The sequence below is a fragment of the uncultured Cohaesibacter sp. genome (assembly GCF_963556055.3).
In the GTDB taxonomy this organism is placed as follows: Bacteria; Pseudomonadota; Alphaproteobacteria; order Rhizobiales; family Cohaesibacteraceae; genus Cohaesibacter.
This window is the reverse complement of record NZ_CAUVYE020000031.1, coordinates 70159-87438: the sequence shown is the minus strand read 5'-3', so window position 1 is coordinate 87438 and position 17280 is coordinate 70159. Positions and strand designations below refer to the sequence as shown.

15 protein-coding genes are annotated in these 17280 nt (G+C 52.9%); 10 read left to right on the top strand and 5 right to left on the bottom strand.

Annotation, left to right across the window (positions count from 1 at the left end; genetic code table 11):
• Positions 1 to 42: 42 nt before the first annotated feature.
• From ACHZB8_RS19930 to ACHZB8_RS19915, 4 genes are all read right to left on the bottom strand, one after another.
• Positions 43 to 1020: an ABC transporter permease gene (locus ACHZB8_RS19930; RefSeq protein ID WP_316862896.1), complete on the bottom strand. Its 978-nt coding sequence runs from the start codon at positions 1018 to 1020 to the stop codon at positions 43 to 45.
• Positions 1017 to 2525: a sugar ABC transporter ATP-binding protein gene (locus ACHZB8_RS19925; protein ID WP_316862894.1), complete on the bottom strand. Its 1509-nt coding sequence runs from the start codon at positions 2523 to 2525 to the stop codon at positions 1017 to 1019. The genes ACHZB8_RS19930 and ACHZB8_RS19925 overlap by 4 nt, the downstream gene beginning before the upstream one ends.
• 82 nt (positions 2526 to 2607) lie before the next feature.
• A complete protein-coding gene (locus ACHZB8_RS19920; protein ID WP_316863375.1) occupies positions 2608 to 3585 on the bottom strand; it encodes an ABC transporter substrate-binding protein in 978 nt (325 codons plus the stop codon).
• A 459-nt stretch (positions 3586 to 4044) separates the two neighbouring features.
• Positions 4045 to 5346 carry an enolase C-terminal domain-like protein gene (locus tag ACHZB8_RS19915; RefSeq protein ID WP_394706230.1) on the bottom strand — a complete coding sequence of 434 codons (1302 nt, stop codon included), beginning with the start codon at positions 5344 to 5346 and terminating at the stop codon, positions 4045 to 4047.
• Between the two features lie 495 nt (positions 5347 to 5841).
• Between ACHZB8_RS19915 and ACHZB8_RS19910 the strand changes: the two genes are divergently transcribed.
• The 5 genes from ACHZB8_RS19910 (at position 5842) to ACHZB8_RS19890 (ending at position 11638) form a co-directional block, all read left to right on the top strand.
• On the top strand, positions 5842 to 6885 hold the full coding sequence (locus ACHZB8_RS19910) for an ABC transporter substrate-binding protein (protein WP_316862892.1): 1044 nt from the start codon (positions 5842 to 5844) through the stop codon (positions 6883 to 6885).
• 117 nt (positions 6886 to 7002) lie between these two features.
• On the top strand, positions 7003 to 7443 hold the full coding sequence (locus tag ACHZB8_RS19905) for a tripartite tricarboxylate transporter TctB family protein (protein ID WP_316862891.1): 441 nt from the start codon (positions 7003 to 7005) through the stop codon (positions 7441 to 7443).
• Between the two features lie 24 nt (positions 7444 to 7467).
• Positions 7468 to 8958 (top strand): tripartite tricarboxylate transporter permease, encoded by a 1491-nt coding sequence (locus ACHZB8_RS19900; protein ID WP_316862890.1) that lies wholly within the window; start codon positions 7468 to 7470, stop codon positions 8956 to 8958.
• A gap of 19 nt (positions 8959 to 8977) precedes the next feature.
• Positions 8978 to 10504: a galactarate dehydratase gene (gene garD / locus ACHZB8_RS19895; protein WP_316862888.1), complete on the top strand. Its 1527-nt coding sequence runs from the start codon at positions 8978 to 8980 to the stop codon at positions 10502 to 10504.
• An 84-nt stretch (positions 10505 to 10588) separates the two neighbouring features.
• Complete coding sequence (locus ACHZB8_RS19890) at positions 10589 to 11638, top strand: LacI family DNA-binding transcriptional regulator (protein WP_316862886.1); 1050 nt, start codon at positions 10589 to 10591, stop codon at positions 11636 to 11638.
• Positions 11639 to 11665: 27 nt separating this feature from the next.
• Here ACHZB8_RS19890 and ACHZB8_RS19885 read toward each other — a convergent pair whose 3' ends face one another.
• Entirely contained in the window at positions 11666 to 12403 is a 738-nt protein-coding gene (locus ACHZB8_RS19885; RefSeq protein WP_316862885.1) for a FadR/GntR family transcriptional regulator, read from the bottom strand.
• 632 nt (positions 12404 to 13035) lie between these two features.
• Between ACHZB8_RS19885 and ACHZB8_RS19880 the strand changes: the two genes are divergently transcribed.
• From ACHZB8_RS19880 to ACHZB8_RS19860, 5 genes are all read left to right on the top strand, one after another.
• Positions 13036 to 13815, top strand: a complete 780-nt coding sequence (locus ACHZB8_RS19880) for an aldolase/citrate lyase family protein (RefSeq protein WP_316862884.1) — start codon at positions 13036 to 13038, stop codon at positions 13813 to 13815.
• A gap of 72 nt (positions 13816 to 13887) precedes the next feature.
• Positions 13888 to 14769, top strand: coding sequence for a 2-hydroxy-3-oxopropionate reductase (gene glxR / locus ACHZB8_RS19875; protein WP_316862883.1), 882 nt, complete (start codon positions 13888 to 13890; stop codon positions 14767 to 14769).
• Positions 14769 to 16031, top strand: coding sequence for a glycerate kinase (locus tag ACHZB8_RS19870; protein WP_316862881.1), 1263 nt, complete (start codon positions 14769 to 14771; stop codon positions 16029 to 16031). The genes glxR and ACHZB8_RS19870 overlap by 1 nt, the downstream gene beginning before the upstream one ends.
• Before the next feature lie 274 nt (positions 16032 to 16305).
• Positions 16306 to 16650, top strand: a complete 345-nt coding sequence (locus ACHZB8_RS19865; RefSeq protein WP_316862880.1) for a hypothetical protein — start codon at positions 16306 to 16308, stop codon at positions 16648 to 16650.
• Between the two features lie 264 nt (positions 16651 to 16914).
• Positions 16915 to 17262 (top strand): hypothetical protein, encoded by a 348-nt coding sequence (locus tag ACHZB8_RS19860; protein WP_316862878.1) that lies wholly within the window; start codon positions 16915 to 16917, stop codon positions 17260 to 17262.
• Positions 17263 to 17280 lie beyond the last annotated feature (18 nt).

Here is a 17280-nt window from a genome sequence, read left to right as displayed (position 1 = left end):
GCGAGATGGGGGTGCCGCCTTTTTGGCTTTGAGAGAAAAGGGTCATTGATTGATCCTCCGGGACGCCAGAACGCCGAGCATCAGGACGATGAGGATCGTTGCGCCTTGTGCGAGATTTTGCCATTCAGAGGGTGTTCCCGCATAGAAAACCAGTGAGCTGATAAGGCCGATAATCAATGCGCCGATTGCAGATCCGAAGGCTGAGCCGACACCACCGGACAGGGCTGTGCCTCCAAGTACCACGGCAGCCACGCTCGACATCGTCATTGCTCCTCCCACCAGCGGGTCACCGCTTGCCGTGTCTCCGGTTATGCAGATGGCCGCGAAAGACGAGAAGATGCCGCAGACGACATAACCCGCGATGCGGATTTTCGTGACTGCAAGGCCTGTCTGGTAAGCGGTGAGCTGTCCGTTTCCAACTGCGAGCAAGCGTGTGACAAGGCGGGTCTTGGCGATGACTGCCAGCACAAAGATCAGGACCGTGATGAAGAAGAAGACATTGGGAATGCCATAACTGCGTCCGCCATAGATTTTCCAGAACAGCGATGGTGCAGGAAGGCCTGCAACCGGCAGGACCCAGAGAGCGAGGCCGGATATCAGGATGCTGGTGGCAAATGTTGCAACGATCGCTTGCATCCTGAGGCCCGCTACGACGAACCCGTTCAACAGGCCACAAAGGGCTCCGATCAGAATGCCTGCAAGGCATGCAATCAGGACTTGATGGGGCGCCGAGCCCAATTGGCTCATGATGACCACTATCGAAACATTCACGAAGGAGAGAATGGCCCCGACGGAAAGATCGATATCACCGGTATAGACCACAAAGGTCTGGGCAACAGACAGAAAGACAAGGGCGAGATAGGTGCTTATGACACCCTTGAGCGCGCGAACCGTCAGGCTGTTCGGTTCGGCAATGCCATTGAGGATCAGCAGAAGAGCAAGCATTGCCAGAGCTGGCAAAAAGGGAAAGCGCCTCAGAGTCGCTGCCGCCTGGGTTTTGAAAGAATTGGACCTGGTCATTCTGCCCCCGAATATGCTGCCTGATAGAGATTGAAGCGGTTTTTGTCCTCTCCCACCAGTTCTCTGGTGATCGAGCCATTGTTGAAGACGAGAATCCTGTCGGAATGGGCGAGCAATTCGGCATCCTCGGATGAGTAGAGAATGATCGCCATGCCATCGTCCGCCAACTTGCGAACCAATGCGAAAAGTTCAGTTTTTGCGCTAAGATCAATGCCTTTCGTCGGGTCGTCCAGAAGCAGGATATCGGGCGGATTGGTCAACCATCGGGCGATGACAACCTTCTGCTGGTTCCCCCCGGACAGAGAGTTGATCGAGTTGTTCAGGTGCGCATATTTGGTATTCAGAACCTTGAGCGCCGGAATGACCACCTGCCCGAGCGTCTGCGGGAAGGCAAAGAGCTTTCCTTCCTTGATGAAATGGATTGGCGAGACATTCTCCAGGATCGGTCGCTCGGAAATGACCCCATCGCGTACACGGTCGCCTGAAACATAGGACAGTCCGTTTCGAATGGCGGCCCTTGGATTGCCGGATCGCAATGATTTGCCATCCAGGGTTATGGTTCCGGACTGGCGCTTCTCGGCTCCGAATAGGGTCCGCAACAAAGCCGATTGGCCTTGACCATGCAGGCCACCAAGCCCCAGAATTTCCCCTTTGCCAAGAGAAAATGTAACTTGCTTGAGCTTGTTGCCAGAAAGATTTTCGACGTCCAGATAACGGGTGGTGACCTGACCTTTCTGAGCGGTTGTCTCGGCCTTCTTCTCGGTGGCCTTGGGGTGTTCCCCGATCATGTCGGCTATGACGGTTTCCTGATTGGTTTCGCCGACAGGATGGGAGGAGACGGTCGTTCCATCCCGGATAACGGTGATGCGGTCGGCGATCTCGAAAATTTCATCCATGCGGTGGGAAATGAAAATGATGGATCGGCCTTCCTGTTTGAGTTCTCTCAGGATGCTGAAGAAGCATTCCACCTGAGAGCGGTCGAGCGCTGAAGTCGGTTCGTCGAAAATGAGAATGCGTGCTTCACTCGCCAGGGTTTTCATGATCTCGACCAGCTGTTTCTGGTCGGGGCGCAGTTTGTTCACGGGCGTGTCGTGGGCAAAGCCTTCGCCAACGACACTTGCGAATTTGTCGATATAGCTTTGCGCTGTTTCGGTCATCCGCGATGTATCAACGAGGGCACCGGAGCGAACCGGAAGATCGTAAAGGCAGATATTTTCAGCGATGGACAGGCTGCCCGAAAGGCTCAGTTCTTGATAAAAGAGACAGATTCCGTGCTCCCGTGCCTCTTGCGGGTCGTTGAGCCTGATGTCGTTGCCATCCAGTTCAAACTGGCCACCGTCGGGACGGACACTGCCAGCCACGACCTTGCACAAGGTGCTCTTGCCCGATCCGTTTGCGCCAATCAGGACATTGATTTCTCCGGGATCCAGTTGCAGATCTCCCGATGCCAATGCCGTTGTCGCACCGTAATATTTGCATATCTTCTGAAGCTTTAACCGCGCCATGTCTCGTGAGCTTTCATCACAATTGGTCGGGAAGATGTCACCGATGAGGTCATCGGCGACATCTGATTGTGGCTACTGGCTATTATTTGAAATAGCCCTCTGCTTCATCAATGCTCAGAGCACTGGTGTAGGAATAGAAGCCCGGCTTGCCGTCCAGTTCCTTGGCAACTTCACCGACATTCTGGCTGTCGATGAATGGAATTGGCAGATAGAGGGCATTCTTGTATTGCCCGGCATTTGCAGGCTCTTTGAGTTCGCGGCCCTGCAACATGAAGACAGCGACATTCAAGGCACTGGCCATCACGCCCGGTGGGTTCACGGATGCACCTGACATGAAGTCATTTTTTACCCAAAGGTCGATGAAGTCCTTGCGGATTTCGCCGGTTGCCGCGATGTCGCCAGCCTTGCCATCATCCATCAGAGAGCGCCATGCGCCCGCTGCCATGCCATCTTGAACCCAGACGCCATCAATGTCGGGATAGGTTGCAAGCAGGTTTTGCATTGCCTGCTGACCTTGGGCCTGATCCCAGTTCGCATTGACTTCGTTGACGACCTTGAGATCTGGATAGGTATCAAAGACGCTGGTATAGCCGGCAATGCGCATTTCATTGGCCGGATGACCTGCGACGCCGTTGATCGCAACGACCTGGCCTTTGCCTTCCAGGGCTTCTGCGAGCCATTTGGCGCTCAGTGCTGCCCAGTTGGTCTGGTCGATGCCTACATAGATCGCGTCCTGTGAAGAGACTTCGGCATCGGTTGAAATAACCAGAATGCCTTCTTCCTTGGCCTGTGAAAAGACAGGATCAAAGGCCGTCGGGCTATTCGGGTTGATGATGATGGCATTGACGCCCTGATTGATGAAATTGCGGACGTGGGCGATCTGACCGGGGACGTCAACGTTGGCGCTTTGGACAACGACCTTGACATCTACTCCTTTTGCTTTCCAGGCTTCTGCTGCTGCCTGAGCTTCCTCGATCATTTGGGTGCGCCATTCAGACCCAACCCAGCCATTCGAAAGACCGATGGTGAATTCCTCCGCCTGAGCCATCGGCAGGGTCATTGCCAGAGTGGCAATCCCCAGAAGTGCGCTTTTCAACTTCATCTGTTTCCTCTCCCTTATCATATAAATGATGGACATAGTCTGGGGGTAAATGAAATCGATTTCAATCGGCAAAATGAATTCGATTTCATTGTTGGATTTCTGCGGATTTTTGGAATTTATTAGAAAAGGTCTATGTTGGGTGTGCAACTGATTGAATCTTCTAATGTGTAATCATTATATTCTACAAATCTGTGCAATATTTTCGCTCTTCAAAGTCTCTCGCCTGGCTTGTCAACCCCTACGGAAGCCTAGTGGATGATTTGCCTGAAGAGGCTGTCTGGGAGGTTTGTGATGGGGAAAAGCAGATTTTTGTTTGCAGCGTGACGTCATTTGTGGCGGCACAAGAAAAGCCCCGGAAGACGGGTGTCATCCGGGGCAAATAGTCTGCGCTAGGGCTGGTTTGGCAAATTTGCTCTGTTATCTGACCAGGCAGGGTCGTTTATTATCGAAGCTCCAATTGGGAATCAGGAACTGCATGCCTTCTGCGTCATCTCGCGCACCCAGATTCTTGTTTTTATAAAGGTCGTGGGCGGCCATGATCTGGTCTATGTCCGGTTCGATGCCAAGACCTGGGCGGTCTGGGACCGCGATTTCACCACCCTTTATAAGCAAAGGTTCTTTGGTCAGGCGTTGACCGTCCTGCCAGATCCAATGAGTGTCGATCGGGGTAATGCGGCCCGGAGCAGCCGCCGCTGCGTGGGTGAACATGGCGAGGGAGATGTCGAAATGGTTGTTCGAATGGGATCCCCAGATAAGTCCCCAGTCACGACACATCTGAGCGACTCGCACGGTGCCCTGCATTGTCCAGAAATGTGGGTCGGCAAGCGGAATGTCGACCGATTGCAACATGACCGAATGGCCCATCTGGCGCCAGTCTGTCGCAATCATGTTCGTTGCGGTCTGAAGGCCGGTTGCGCGGCGGAACTCGCTCATGATTTCGCGACCTGAATAACCATTTTCTGCGCCGCAAGGGTCTTCTGCATAGGCAAGGATATGGTCTTGCCCCTTGCAGAGCGAAATCGCTTCTTCGAGTGACCAGGCGCCGTTGGGGTCGAGCGAAATTCTGCCTTCGGGGAAGCGTTTTTTGAGGGCTTCGGCCGCCAGCATTTCTTCTTCGCCAGCAAGCACGCCGCCCTTGAGTTTGAAATCCTCAAAGCCGTAACGCTCATAGGCCGCTTCAGCCAGACGAACAATCGCTTCAGGGGTCATGGCCTCTTCGTTGCGCAGGCGTAACCACGGATCGGAGGCGTCAAGTTCGGAACGATAGGGCAGGGTGGTCTTGTTTCTGTCGGCAACATAGAACAGATATCCCAGCATACGGACCTTGTCGCGCTGCTGACCTTCGCCCAGAAGCGCTGCAACGGGCAGGTTCAGAAACTGGCCGAGCAGATCAAGCATTGCGGCTTCGACCGCCGTCAGTGCGTGGATCGTTATCCTCAGATCGAATGTCTGCGTGCCTCTGCCGCCCTTGTCGCGGGCCGCGAAGGTGTCGTTCATCTTGCCCAGAACGCTGTTCATCGTCGCGATTGGTTGTCCCACCACGAGCGGAATCGCATCTTCCAGGGTTTGTCGGATCTTCTCACCCCCCGGCACTTCGCCGAGACCGATATGTCCGGTTTCATCTTCCAGCAGTACGACATTTCGCGTGAAGTAGGGAGCGTGGGCTCCGCTCAAATTCAGCAACATGCTGTCTTGCCCTGCGACGGGCAGAACACGCATCCCAGTTACCTTCGGGGAACCTGTCCCGAATGCATCAGACGCTACCATCTTGTTATTCCTCCTGTTGCCTCCGGTTGACCCAGGGTCAGCATGTCAAACGGGACTGTCCCTATTTCGACAAACAACTAATGAAAGCGCAACCATTATTTTGTTTGTGTCCTTTTTCTGTGGATAGATGTCGGCAACTAATACTTAAATCCTATGGTTTCTGCCGAATTTTGAGAATGCATGGTGGAGTGTTTTAGACCTCTTGACAGTTTGGTTGACCTGGTCTTAGTATTTAATGACAGCGTTTTCATCGGTAGGAGATCTGAAACGCTGCGAGGCTTCAAAATCGGACGCCGCCCTGTTTGTGACGGGACGTGTCCGAATTTCGAGGCTAAAGGAGGATTGGTGCACGAAATGTGTCGCCATAATTGAACATCAGATAGCGCCGATTGTTCGGAGTGATTTCGGTCACGGGACCCAATCTTGGTGTTCGAAAGGGAGAGAATTATGAAATTTATGAAAACTGGCCTTGCAATGGCAATGTGCGCCTTCATGGGGCTTGCTGGATCTCAGGCAGTTGCTGCTGATGCAAAGATCCCTAACAATTTGCGTATCGTAATCGGGTCGAAATCAACCGGTGGTGATACCTATCAGAACTCGGCAATCGTGGCTCAGGCCATGGCTGAAAAGCTCGGCATCAACGTCAAAGTGGATGCTGTTGGCGCCAGTGCTGCGTTCAAGACCTTGCGTCGCATGTCCAATGGCAGCACGATCATGATTTTCCATGATCAGTCCTATCTCGGCTTCCTTTATGGTGTGAAAGGCTACTTCAACATTTTTGAAGATTTCACCGTTGGCCCAACTGTTGCCATCAACCCGGGCAATGCCTATCTGGTGCCGAAGAGCTCCCCATACAAAACACTTGAAGATATCATTCAGGCTTGTGCCAACGATGCCAAAATCCGTGTAGCCATTCAGCCCGGCGGCGTTTCTGAGATCGGCTATTCGGCTCTGAAAAACGCAATCAAACTGCGTTATCCTGGCAAGGAAGGCAATCTGGTTGCAGTCAATACAGGCTCTCAGGCCGACAAGAACCAGCTTCTGTTTGATGGTCAGGCCGACCTGATCCAGGGCTCTGTTCAGTCAAACGAGCAATATACCCAATTGCCTGCCGAAGACCAGAAAGCCATGCGCTTTGTCTGGCTGACCGCTCGCGAAGAAACCATCAAACAGACCAAAGCTGAAGGCATGGGGGCAACCACACAGGCTGACCTGCTTGAATATGTGTCTCCAAAAGTGTCCGTTACCCTTGATGGCGAAAAAGACTTCACCTTCGATAAAGAATTCTTCTTCCTGTACAACAAGAAGATGGATCCTGCCCTTGTTGAAGCTCTCGACAAAGCTCTGGCTGAAATCTATGGCGAAGGCAAAATTCAGGAAACCCAGAAGAATTCCTTCTTCATTCCGAACTTCAAGCCTTCCGCAGAGGCTGCTGATTATCTGAAAGCGAAAATGGATCGCTACGAGGTCATCATCGACAGCATTCGCTAAGATTTGATCCTTGTAAAAAGACTGGGATCCAGCCAGGAAGACACTCTTGGCTGGATCCGTTAGATCGAGATAATCAGAACAATCCAAGTCCAAAGCATCTCCATAGGAGACACCGCCGTGGCTGAAGGAAGCTCTCTTCTGAAGGTATCGATTGACTTTAGTCAATCGCATCTCTTCTTTCCCAATATCATTCACTGGATCTTGTTGATCCTCATCGTCCTGATTGCCCTCACAAAAGGTCCTGCCTTTGTGCGTTCTTTGAAAGATCGCAAGGACAATCAAACAGCCAAAAAGTCGAAAACTGACTGGATGCGGCTCCTGGGCACGATCGTGCTGACGATCATCTACTTTTCCCTGATGGAAACCGTTGGTGATTTCTTCCCGAATATGGGGCTTGGCTTTCTGCTGACCTCAATCCCCTTCATGTTCCTGCTGTCCATTTTATATGTGCATGAACCGGGGCGTCGCGAACTTGTCACGATCACGCTGAGTTCCATCATATCGCCCACCGTGGCCTGGTATGTGCTCGCGCAAATGTTCAACATCACGTTGCCTTGAGATTCGAACAAAGTAGGCTGAATCATGGAATTTATATCTTATCTGTCGCCCATGTTCTTCGCTCTGATCGGTTTCGGCGTCGTGGTCGGCATCATTTTCGGAGCTATCCCCGGCATGACCGCAACCATGGCTGTGGCTGTGTGTTTGCCGATGACCTATGCGCTGGATCTGACCAATGGTCTTGCGCTGTTGCTTGGCCTTTATGTTGGCGGGATTTCCGGGGGGCTCGTACCCGCGATCCTGCTCAACATACCAGGTACGCCTTCATCCATCACGACGACCTTTGACGGTTATCCCATGACCCAGAAAGGGGAGGGGGAACGCGCTCTCAAAACCGGTATTACGGCATCTCTGTTCGGTGGTCTGTTCAGCACGATTGTTCTGTTCCTGTTTGCGCCGACACTGGCCGATTTTGCCATCAAGTTTTCCTATATCGAGAAGTTTCTGATCATTCTGTTTGCCCTTACGGTGATTGCTTCATTGTCGCGCAATCTCCTGCTCGGGATTTTCAGTGGTGTGCTCGGTGTCTGGTTCAGCCTGATCGGTACATATGATGTGTCATTTGGGGGCAATGGCGAATATCGGCTGATGATGGGCTGGATGGAAGAGTATCTCGAAAGCGGCTTTTCCCTGTTGCCGGTTTTGATCGGTCTGTTTGGCCTTGGCACAATCCTGCAAGAAGCCGAAGGAGGCATCAGGGAAGAGATCGGCAAGGGCAAGAAACTGGACCTCAATGGCGGGGCGGGTTTTTCTTTGTCTGTCTTCAAGGGCCAGATTATCAATCTGATCCGTTCGAGCAGCCTGGGCACCTTCGTTGGCATGTTGCCAGGGGTTGGCGGGTCGGCCGCTTCGGTGCTGGCCTATACCCAGCAGAAGAATTTTTCCAAGGATCCGTCAAAATTGGGCAAAGGTGCGCCTGAGGGTGTGATCGCTTCGGAATCTTCCAACAATGGCCTGACCGGTGGGGCGCTCATTCCGCTGCTCTCTCTGGGTATTCCGGGCGACTCGACAACCGCTGTGTTGATCGGGGCCTTCACTCTTCAGGGCATTCAGTTGGGGCCCTTGTTCATTGGCAACAATCTGGCAACCTGGGACACCATGATGGTGGCCCTGCTTTTTGCCAATATCGTGATGTTTGTCGTGATGTTCTTTGCGATCCGCTACATCGTCAAGGTTATCACCATTCCGAAATATCTGCTTTATCCCGGCATTATCATGATGTGTGTGGTCGGGGCTTATGCGATCAATTTCGGCATCATGTTCGATGTCTGGACGCTGCTTTTCTTTGGTTTGTTCGGTTTCCTGGGCCAGAAGGTCGGGCTTGAAGTCGCGCCCTTCATCATTGGCTTCATTCTGGGCAAGCAAGCGGAAGTCTATTTCGTCAAAAGTCTTGAATCTTTCGGCACTCTGACGGTCTTTTTCACGAAAAGCCCGATTGCTGTTGTGCTTTGGATCCTGATTGCCATATCGGTTGCTTTTTCGATCTATGGATTGATCAAGCAGAAAAAACACTAATAAGAAAAGAGAGGCAGCCATGTCATCATCCGTTCCCAGCCTGAAAGTGCATCCGGACGATAATGTTTCAATCATATTGACAGCGGGTGGGCTGCCGGCGGGGACGGAGCTGGATACCGGCGCGGTCTTGCTTGAAAATGTTCCTTTCGGGCACAAGGTCGCGCTGGCAGATATCGCATCGGGTGGTCCGGTGATCCGCTATGGTGAGGTTATCGGTATTGCAAAGCAGCCTCTCGCAAAAGGGGCTTGGGTCAACGAGCATATGATCGAGTTGCCCGAGCCGCCTGCGTTGGAAAGCCTCAAGGCTCCTGTTGTACCCCCAAAGGCACTGCCGCCGCTTGAAGGCTACACATTTGAAGGCTATCGCAATGCTGACGGGAGTGTGGGAACGCGCAATGTTCTGGGGATTTCCATGAGTGTCCAGTGCGTTGCCGGTGTTGTTGAACATGCCGTGAGGCGGATCCGGGAGGAGCTTCTGCCGCTCTATCCCAATGTTGATGATGTCGTTGCTCTTAACCATTCCTATGGCTGTGGCGTTGCCATCAATGCGCCGGATGCGGTCATCCCGATCCGCACCATCAAGAATATTGCGCTCAATCCGAACTTCGGTGGTGAGGTCATGGTGGTCGGTCTGGGCTGCGAGAAATTGCGCCCCGAAATGATCATGCTCGAGGGTGACGACAAAGCCAGCAAAATGTTCCTCCAGGATGAGGGACTGACCGGCTTTTCGGCAATAGTCGACGATATTCTCATGCAAGCTCGCATGCATCTTGAGCGTCTTGACAAGCGGCAACGGGAAACATGTCCGGCCTCTGAACTGGTCGTTGGCATGCAATGTGGCGGGAGCGATGCTTTTTCAGGAATCACTGCTAATCCGATGCTCGGGGCTGCTGCCGACCTGATTGTTCGGGCTGGTGGCAGCGTCATGTTTTCGGAGGTGACCGAGGTTCGCGACTCGGTTCATCTGCTTCCGGGGCGGGCTGCGTCGCCTGATGTTGTCGATGGTCTTGTGCGCGAGATGGCCTGGTATGATGCCTATCTGCAAAAGGGTGGAGCAGACCGATCTGCCAACACGACGCCGGGAAACAAGGCCGGAGGGCTCTCCGGTATCGTTGAGAAGTCTCTCGGGTCTGTCGCGAAGTCAGGTTCGAGCCCGATTGTTGATGTTACCGGTCCGGGAGAAAGGTTGCGGCGCAAGGGGTTGACCTTTGCCGCGACCCCGGCAGGCGATTTTGTGTGTGGAACCTTGCAGTTGGCCGCAGGAATGAATATGCATATATTTACGACTGGGCGCGGAACTCCCTATAATCTGCCAACAACGCCGACGATCAAGGTCGCGACAAATAGCGGTCTGGCGTCTCGCTGGTTTGATTTGATGGATATTGATGCGGGCCGAATTGCGTCCGGTGAGATTTCGGTCGAAGAGGGTGGATGGGAGCTGTTCAGGCTCATACTGGATATTGCAAGTGGGCGGTCCATGACGGCCGCAGACAAGCTTGGTATCCGGAATGATCTGGTGCTGTTCAATCCCGCTCCGATTACATAGAGTAAAGATCTTGCTTCCCTTTTTTCGTCCATGCCCTTGGCAATCATGGTTTTGAGGGGACAGGCGGAAATTGGAATACGACACGTGGCAGATGTTACAGACGAGCAAATTCTGAATGAAGAACCCAAAAGGACCCGTCAGGGAACACAGCGCGTAACGCTTGAAAGTGTTGCCCGTCTGGCGGGTGTTGCTCCGACCACTGTATCGCGTGCGCTCAACTATCCTGACAAAGTCGCAAAGAAAACACTTGATCGTATCAATCAGGTGATCGAGCAGACCGGTTATGTGCCCAATATGCTGGCAGGGGGACTTGCCTCCAACAAGAGCCGTCTTGTTGCTGTGATCGTGCCAAGTCTGGTCAATATCGTTTATGCGGAGACCGTTCAACATTTTGCAAAGCCTATGAAAGAGGCCGGGTACGAGGTTCTTCAGGGGGAGGTCGGATATAGTCTTGAAGAGGAGGAGCGTCTTGTCACCGCTGTTTTGAGCAGGCGTCCCGATGGCATTTTCCTGACCGGCATTCAGCATTCCAACAATTGTCGTCGTCAACTTCTTGCTGCCGATATTCCAATTGTTGAAACATGGGACATCACCCCGACACCACTTGATATCGTTGTTGGTTTCTCGCAAAGGAGTGTCGGCCGAAAAACCGCTGAGTATTTCTATGACAAGGGCTATAGGAAATTTGCGATTGTGTCGGCCGAAGACCAGCGGGCCCAGATACGCAATGACAGCTTCAAGAAGGTACTTTTTGATCGCGGTATTGTTGACGTTCCGACCAGTTTTGTCAGCGGAATCTCCAATCTTCAGCTCGGTCGACAGGGCGCTGCCAAGTTGTTGGACGCAGGTCTGCATGGCCATCTTGTTTTTTGTAGCTCCGATACGCTGGCTCATGGTGTCTTGACAGAAGTGCAGGCGCGGGGACTCGTTGTGCCCGACGATATTGCGATTGTCGGATTTGGTGATCAGAATTTTGCCGCGCACACTTATCCGGCGCTGTCCACGGTAAGGATTGATCGCGCGACGATGGGGCGCCAGGCGGCAAATTCATTGCTTGCCCGGTTGGGTGGTGTGCCTGTCGAGCATAAAATGCTTGATGTCGGATTTGAGATTATGGAGCGCGATACTGCTTGATCGGGGATCAGACATGGCGTGCGCTATTTAGCGGGACCCTGTCTTGGATTTGATCAGGCGATGGTAACGGTCGCGGCTATGGGACAGATGATTGCGCATTGCTGTTCTCGCCTGCTCGACATCGCCGCTTGAAATGGCTTCGAGGATCGCGAGATGTTCCTTCTGAAGCTGGTTCAGATAATCCTGTTGTTTCGGTTTGCCCGAAGACAGAGAGCCCAATTCACTCCTTGGGATCATCGCGTTGCCAAGCTGTTCAAGGAAGTCGACGAATCGCCTGTTGTTGGTCGCTTCGGCAATGGTGATGTGAAATCTCGAGTCTTCCCTCTCGCCGGTTCGTCCCTGGGTGCACGCTATCTCGATATCCTGAAAGGCTTCATAGATGCGCGATTCCTGAGCGAGGGAATGTCTTTCTGCGGCAAGGCCTGCGGCCTCAACTTCAACGGCGAGGCGCAATTCAAGAATTTCGACAATCGATGATATTTGTGACAGGTCGCCTGAGAAAAGACCGCGATTTTCAACCGGGCTTTGTTCGGCGACGAAAATGCCGGCTCCCTGTCTGGTCAAGATGGTGCCATTGGCGCGCAGTGATGCGATGGCTTCGCGCACGACCGACAGACTCACCCCAAGGCGCTGGCTCAACTCCTGTACGGTCGGTAGCCGGTCGCCTGGTCGCAGGTCGCGGTCGGATATCATCTTTTCGATCTGCCGTACGGTTCGATCACTGAGTGAGCCGGTCTGTACCGCTATGAATTCACCACTCGACATTGTTGTCCTGTCTGTTGCTGCTTCGGTTCTGGTCGGCAGTCCCTTTTTGTTTAGACCCCTTCATGGCAGGGAAGGCAAGAAAAAGATCACTCTGTTACGAAAATGCCGACTTTGCGATTGGCGTGCAGGTCTTGAGGTCATACACACATATCCAGTTCGCCAGATTATTGATCTGACTAATTATGGATAAATCATATTAATATGCTATATTTTTCGGAGTGGTCTGCAAGTGAAAATCCAACTATCCACAAATCATGTGGAATTGGTCGGTTTTAGCCACTATTTGGAGGGTGAAACTGGTCATTTTGTAGCAGTTTTTGCGAGGATTGAAATTTTTCCTTGAAAATTGAGCTGATTAATTAATATGATCAATATAGAAATTGTGACGAGAAGAGCAATGGCGGCTCTGGAGGAATCGCGTACACGGTTTCGGCTTTCAGTTTCGGGAAATGTATCCTTGTGTCCCTTTTATTCCCCTCCAACGATCGGGACGGTCGGGTGCGTAAGAAACTGAAAGTCGAAAGGCTCTTGAGGGTTGGCAGATGTCGACCTTGAGCCGGTTGTCTGGTCCGCATTCCCTTCACTGAATGAGCGTTTTGAGAAAATAACCCAAAAGGGGGATTGTCATAGCGATGACGAATTTTATCAGCCCACAGGAAAACCGTTTCAAGGAAGCGATCACGAAGGGCGAAAAACAATATGGCCTCTGGATCGGCCTGACCAGCAATCTGGCAACGGAAATTATCGGGGCAATCGGCTATGATTGGCTCGTTATTGACGCCGAGCACGCACCCAACGAAATGACCACTCTGGTTCCGCAGTTGCAGGCCCTGCGTGGCAGTCACAGCGAACCGGTTGTTCGGGCAACCTGGAATGACACCGTTCTGATTAAGCGTTTCATGGATATCGGCTTCCGCACGATCCTTGTTCCTTATGTGCAAAATGAAGATGAAGCTGCGGCCGCTGTGGCAGCCATGCGTTATCCCCCGGAAGGCGTGCGTGGTGTTGCCACCGTTCAGCGCTCCAGCTCTTACGGTGCCGATGCCTCCTATTTGACAACAGCCAATGACAGGGTTTGCACCCTGGTTCAGGTTGAAACAGGAAATGCGGTTGATCGCATCGAGAAGATTTGTGACGTGAAGAATCTCGGTGGTGTCTTCATCGGTCCGGCCGACTTGTCCGCAAGCATGGACCATCTTGGAAATCCGGGCCATCCGGATGTTCAGTCCGCCATGAAGCATTGCGCTGACGTCTGCAAGTCGAAAGGTATTCCAATTGGCACGCTCGCACCGGTTTCCGCTGATGCGAAACGCTATCTCGAGTGGGGCTACACATTTGTTGCTCTTGGGGCCGAGAGTGCAATGATGCGCGCCGGTGCCCAGGCCAAACTTGACGAATTCAGAAATGCTTGAGGCATTTTAGAGCCTTAACAAACAATCCATTTAAACGGTTGCATGTCATGCAACAAAGAGGGAGCTTTCACTATGAGCAAAGTAGGTTTTATCGGTACCGGCATCATGGGCGCACCCATGGCGGAACATCTCCTGGATGGTGGTCATGAGATCGTAGCCTTTGATGTGGGCAAAGTGCCTGAAAGCCTGACGGCAAAAGGCGCAAGCGTTGCTGCATCTTCCAAGGAAGTGGCAGAAAAATCCGACATCATTATTGTCATGGTCCCTGATACGCCTCATGTGGCTGCTGTTCTGTTCGGTGAAAATGGTGTTGCAGAAGGGATTTCTGCTGGCAAAACCGTCATCGACATGAGCTCGATCTCTCCGGTCGATACCAAGGAATTTGCCAAGAAGATCAATGATCTTGGTTGCGAATATGTCGACGCACCGGTTTCTGGCGGTGAAGTTGGTGCAAAGGCCGCTTCCCTCACCATCATGTGCGGTGGCTCGGAGAAAGGCTTTGCAACAGCCAAGCCGCTGTTCGATCTGATGGGCAAGAATATCACGCTCGTTGGTGGCAATGGCGATGGACAGACCTGCAAGGTTGCCAACCAGATCATCGTGGCGCTCAATATCGAAGCTGTCAGCGAAGCATTGCTGTTTGCTTCTAAGGCCGGGGCTGATCCTGCGAAAGTGCGTGAGGCCCTGATGGGTGGCTTTGCATCATCCAAAATCCTCGAGATTCATGGTGAACGCATGATCAAACGGACCTTCGATCCAGGATTCCGTATTGAATTGCATCAAAAAGACCTTAATCTGGCTCTTAGCAATGCCAAAGCCATGGGGATCAGCTTGCCCAACACCGCGACTGCGCAGGAATTGTTCAATGCCTGTTCGGCCAATGGTGGATCGGCATGGGATCACTCAGCCATGGTGAAAGCTCTTGAACTTCTTGCAAACCACACGGTAGCCTAATGCGAGACACCAGATCCTTCCTGCGGTCGCTCTTTGATGCCGCAATCAGTTCAGCGCAACCCTCGCGTTGTGTTGCTCCGTTCCTCCCACAAGAGCCTCCTCGGGGACGATTTATCGTCCTCGGGGCTGGCAAGGCGAGCGCTGCGATGGCCAAGGCGGTGGAGGATCATTGGGATGGACCGTTGGAAGGTCTGGTGGTTACGCGTTATGGCTATAATGTGCCATGCGAGAGGATCGAGATAGTCGAGGCGGCCCATCCAGTGCCTGATGACCAAGGCCTATTGGCCGCCCGACGCATGATGGACTATGTGTCCGATCTTTCCGAAGACGATGAGATCCTGTGTCTGATTTCAGGTGGAGGATCCGCTCTTTTGTCCCTGCCGCTTGATGGCATTACGCTTGAGGAAAAGCAGGCCGTAAACAAGGCCCTGCTGGCATGCGGTGCGACCATCACCGAAATGAACTGCCTCAGGCGCCATCTCTCGGCTGTCAAGGGTGGGCGGCTGGCTGCCGCCTGCTATCCTGCCAAGCTTACAACCTTGCTGATTTCCGATGTGCCGGGTGACAATCCCATGGATATCGCTTCGGGTCCGACGGTTGCCGATCCGACGACACGTGACGACGCTCTGGAAATCGTGCAGCGTTACAAGCTGGACTTGCCTGCCAGCGTCATGGCTGCTCTTGAAAGCTCGAAAAGCGAGAGCCTCAAGCCCGGTGATCCGAAATTGTCGCGGTGTGAGGCCCATATTGTCGCGGCCCCTCAGTTGGCGCTTGAGGCGGCTGCCAAGGTTGCGCGTGATGCAGGCGTGACAACCCATATTCTGGGCGACAGTCTTGAAGGTGAGGCAAGCGATGTGGGCACGATCATGGCCGGTCTTGCCCGTCAGATTGTGACCAAGGGGCAGCCTTTCGAAAAACCCTGCCTGCTGCTTTCGGGTGGCGAGACCACGGTGACCCTGAAAGGGGATGGACGCGGCGGGCGTAATGTCGAGTTTCTTCTGTCCCTCGCCGTCGGGCTTAATGGACTTGAGGGCGTTCATGCCCTTGCCGGTGACACCGATGGGGTTGATGGGGTCGAGGAAATTGCCGGAGCGATTGCCACGCCGGACACCATCAAGCGGGCCTTTGACAAGGGCATGAACCCACGCAAGGAGCTTGCCAATAACAACGGACATGGTTTCTTTGAAGCGCTGGGAGACAGCGTTGTCACGGGGCCGACCATGACCAATGTCAATGATTTCAGGGCTATTCTGATCGAGTAGGCTTGATGGGCTCCTGACAGGGGGCGACTATGGATTGCTGTTCGTTCAGCATCAGAGGAAGCGCACAGGATTGCCCATTTTGGCAAGATCGTGCGCTTTTTTATTGGGTGGCTCGGCAATCGGAAAGGCGCCGGTTGCCTGCGTCCGGGACCATTTGTCTGCTCGACATTGGGCGGCAGGTTCGGCAGACTTGAAATCGTTTGATTGGTTGAGAAACCATCCTGTCAGATCACGAAGTGGGCAGTTTGGCTTTTCGCTTGCGGGAGGGGTCCCTATGCAGAATAGATTGCCGAAGCTTGGATCGGTGCCAAGCGCTATTGTCTTTTTGTGTCTCTGTGCTCCGGTCGCGAGCAATGCTGCGGGCAATGAGTGTCTTCGCATGCGGATCGAGGCATCAGGGATTGCAGAAAATCTGACCGGTGATGTGCCTGACGAAAGCAGGTCGGCAAGGGCACGAGCCGCTGCGATGTTTACCTGGCACAAGGAAGCTGAAAAATTGGCAGGTGTCGACTATGCGGATTTTGAGAAAGCACAAAATCCGGAAATCATCTGCAATCCCATGTTCCGGCATGTCACCTCGCCTTACCGCTGCGTAATCACCGCGACACCCTGCCGTTGACGGATTGTGCTCTTCTTCGGTTTCTTCTGTTGATACGGAGCTGAGCAAAGTCGGCCTCCTTCTTCACGCTTTTTCCTGATTTGCGGCGGAAAGCCTGCCGGTTCTGGTACATCTGACCGATTGTCTTGGCGCTTGGATCGGTAGATTGTGACAGTATAAGCTTCTGGTAAAATTAGGTAAAATGGAATTGGCTTGCCATGAGCTTGATAAATGGACAGGAACGACTGGCGCCATCCGCAAGGCCGGGGCGTGAATAGGTGATTTATGAAAAAGCTGTTGCTCACTTCATTGCTGGCTCTGTCGATGTTCGGTTCGGCACAGGCCGGACAATTGGTTTTCGATTTCGGGACATCCGCTCCCGCACCCAAATATGTCAAATTCTCTTTTGGTTCCAAAATCTATTATGATCGTGAAGCTGATGTGAGGCGGTTTCATCCGTCCGTCAGCACGGTCTATGCTTTTCTGGCTTGCAGCCGATACAAAATCTGGACAACCAAGGCGGGCTATGTGAAGGCCAGTGACTGGCTTAGCAAACCGGGTAAATATGTGATCGGCATGCGGGAATTGAACAGTCCGGAATATTTCTGCGTGCAAAATGTTCCCGTGCGATGAGGCTGCTTCAGGCAAAAA

What these genes read in the sequence shown, in the direction of transcription:
- ACHZB8_RS19930 (WP_316862896.1), bottom strand. Translation starts at nt 1,020, where the DNA reads ATGACCAGGTCCAATTCTTTCAAAACCCAGGCGGCAGCGACTCTGAGG.
- ACHZB8_RS19925 (WP_316862894.1), bottom strand. Translation starts at nt 2,525, where the DNA reads ATGGCGCGGTTAAAGCTTCAGAAGATATGCAAATATTACGGTGCGACA.
- ACHZB8_RS19920 (WP_316863375.1), bottom strand. Translation starts at nt 3,585, where the DNA reads ATGACCCTGCCGATGGCTCAGGCGGAGGAATTCACCATCGGTCTTTCG.
- ACHZB8_RS19915 (WP_394706230.1), bottom strand. Translation starts at nt 5,346, where the DNA reads ATGCGTGTTCTGCCCGTCGCAGGGCAAGACAGCATGTTGCTGAATTTG.
- ACHZB8_RS19910 (WP_316862892.1), top strand. Translation starts at nt 5,842, where the DNA reads ATGAAATTTATGAAAACTGGCCTTGCAATGGCAATGTGCGCCTTCATG.
- ACHZB8_RS19900 (WP_316862890.1), top strand. Translation starts at nt 7,468, where the DNA reads ATGGAATTTATATCTTATCTGTCGCCCATGTTCTTCGCTCTGATCGGT.
- garD (WP_316862888.1), top strand. Translation starts at nt 8,978, where the DNA reads ATGTCATCATCCGTTCCCAGCCTGAAAGTGCATCCGGACGATAATGTT.
- ACHZB8_RS19885 (WP_316862885.1), bottom strand. Translation starts at nt 12,403, where the DNA reads ATGTCGAGTGGTGAATTCATAGCGGTACAGACCGGCTCACTCAGTGAT.
- ACHZB8_RS19880 (WP_316862884.1), top strand. Translation starts at nt 13,036, where the DNA reads ATGACGAATTTTATCAGCCCACAGGAAAACCGTTTCAAGGAAGCGATC.
- glxR (WP_316862883.1), top strand. Translation starts at nt 13,888, where the DNA reads ATGAGCAAAGTAGGTTTTATCGGTACCGGCATCATGGGCGCACCCATG.
- ACHZB8_RS19870 (WP_316862881.1), top strand. Translation starts at nt 14,769, where the DNA reads ATGCGAGACACCAGATCCTTCCTGCGGTCGCTCTTTGATGCCGCAATC.
- ACHZB8_RS19865 (WP_316862880.1), top strand. Translation starts at nt 16,306, where the DNA reads ATGCAGAATAGATTGCCGAAGCTTGGATCGGTGCCAAGCGCTATTGTC.
- ACHZB8_RS19860 (WP_316862878.1), top strand. Translation starts at nt 16,915, where the DNA reads ATGAAAAAGCTGTTGCTCACTTCATTGCTGGCTCTGTCGATGTTCGGT.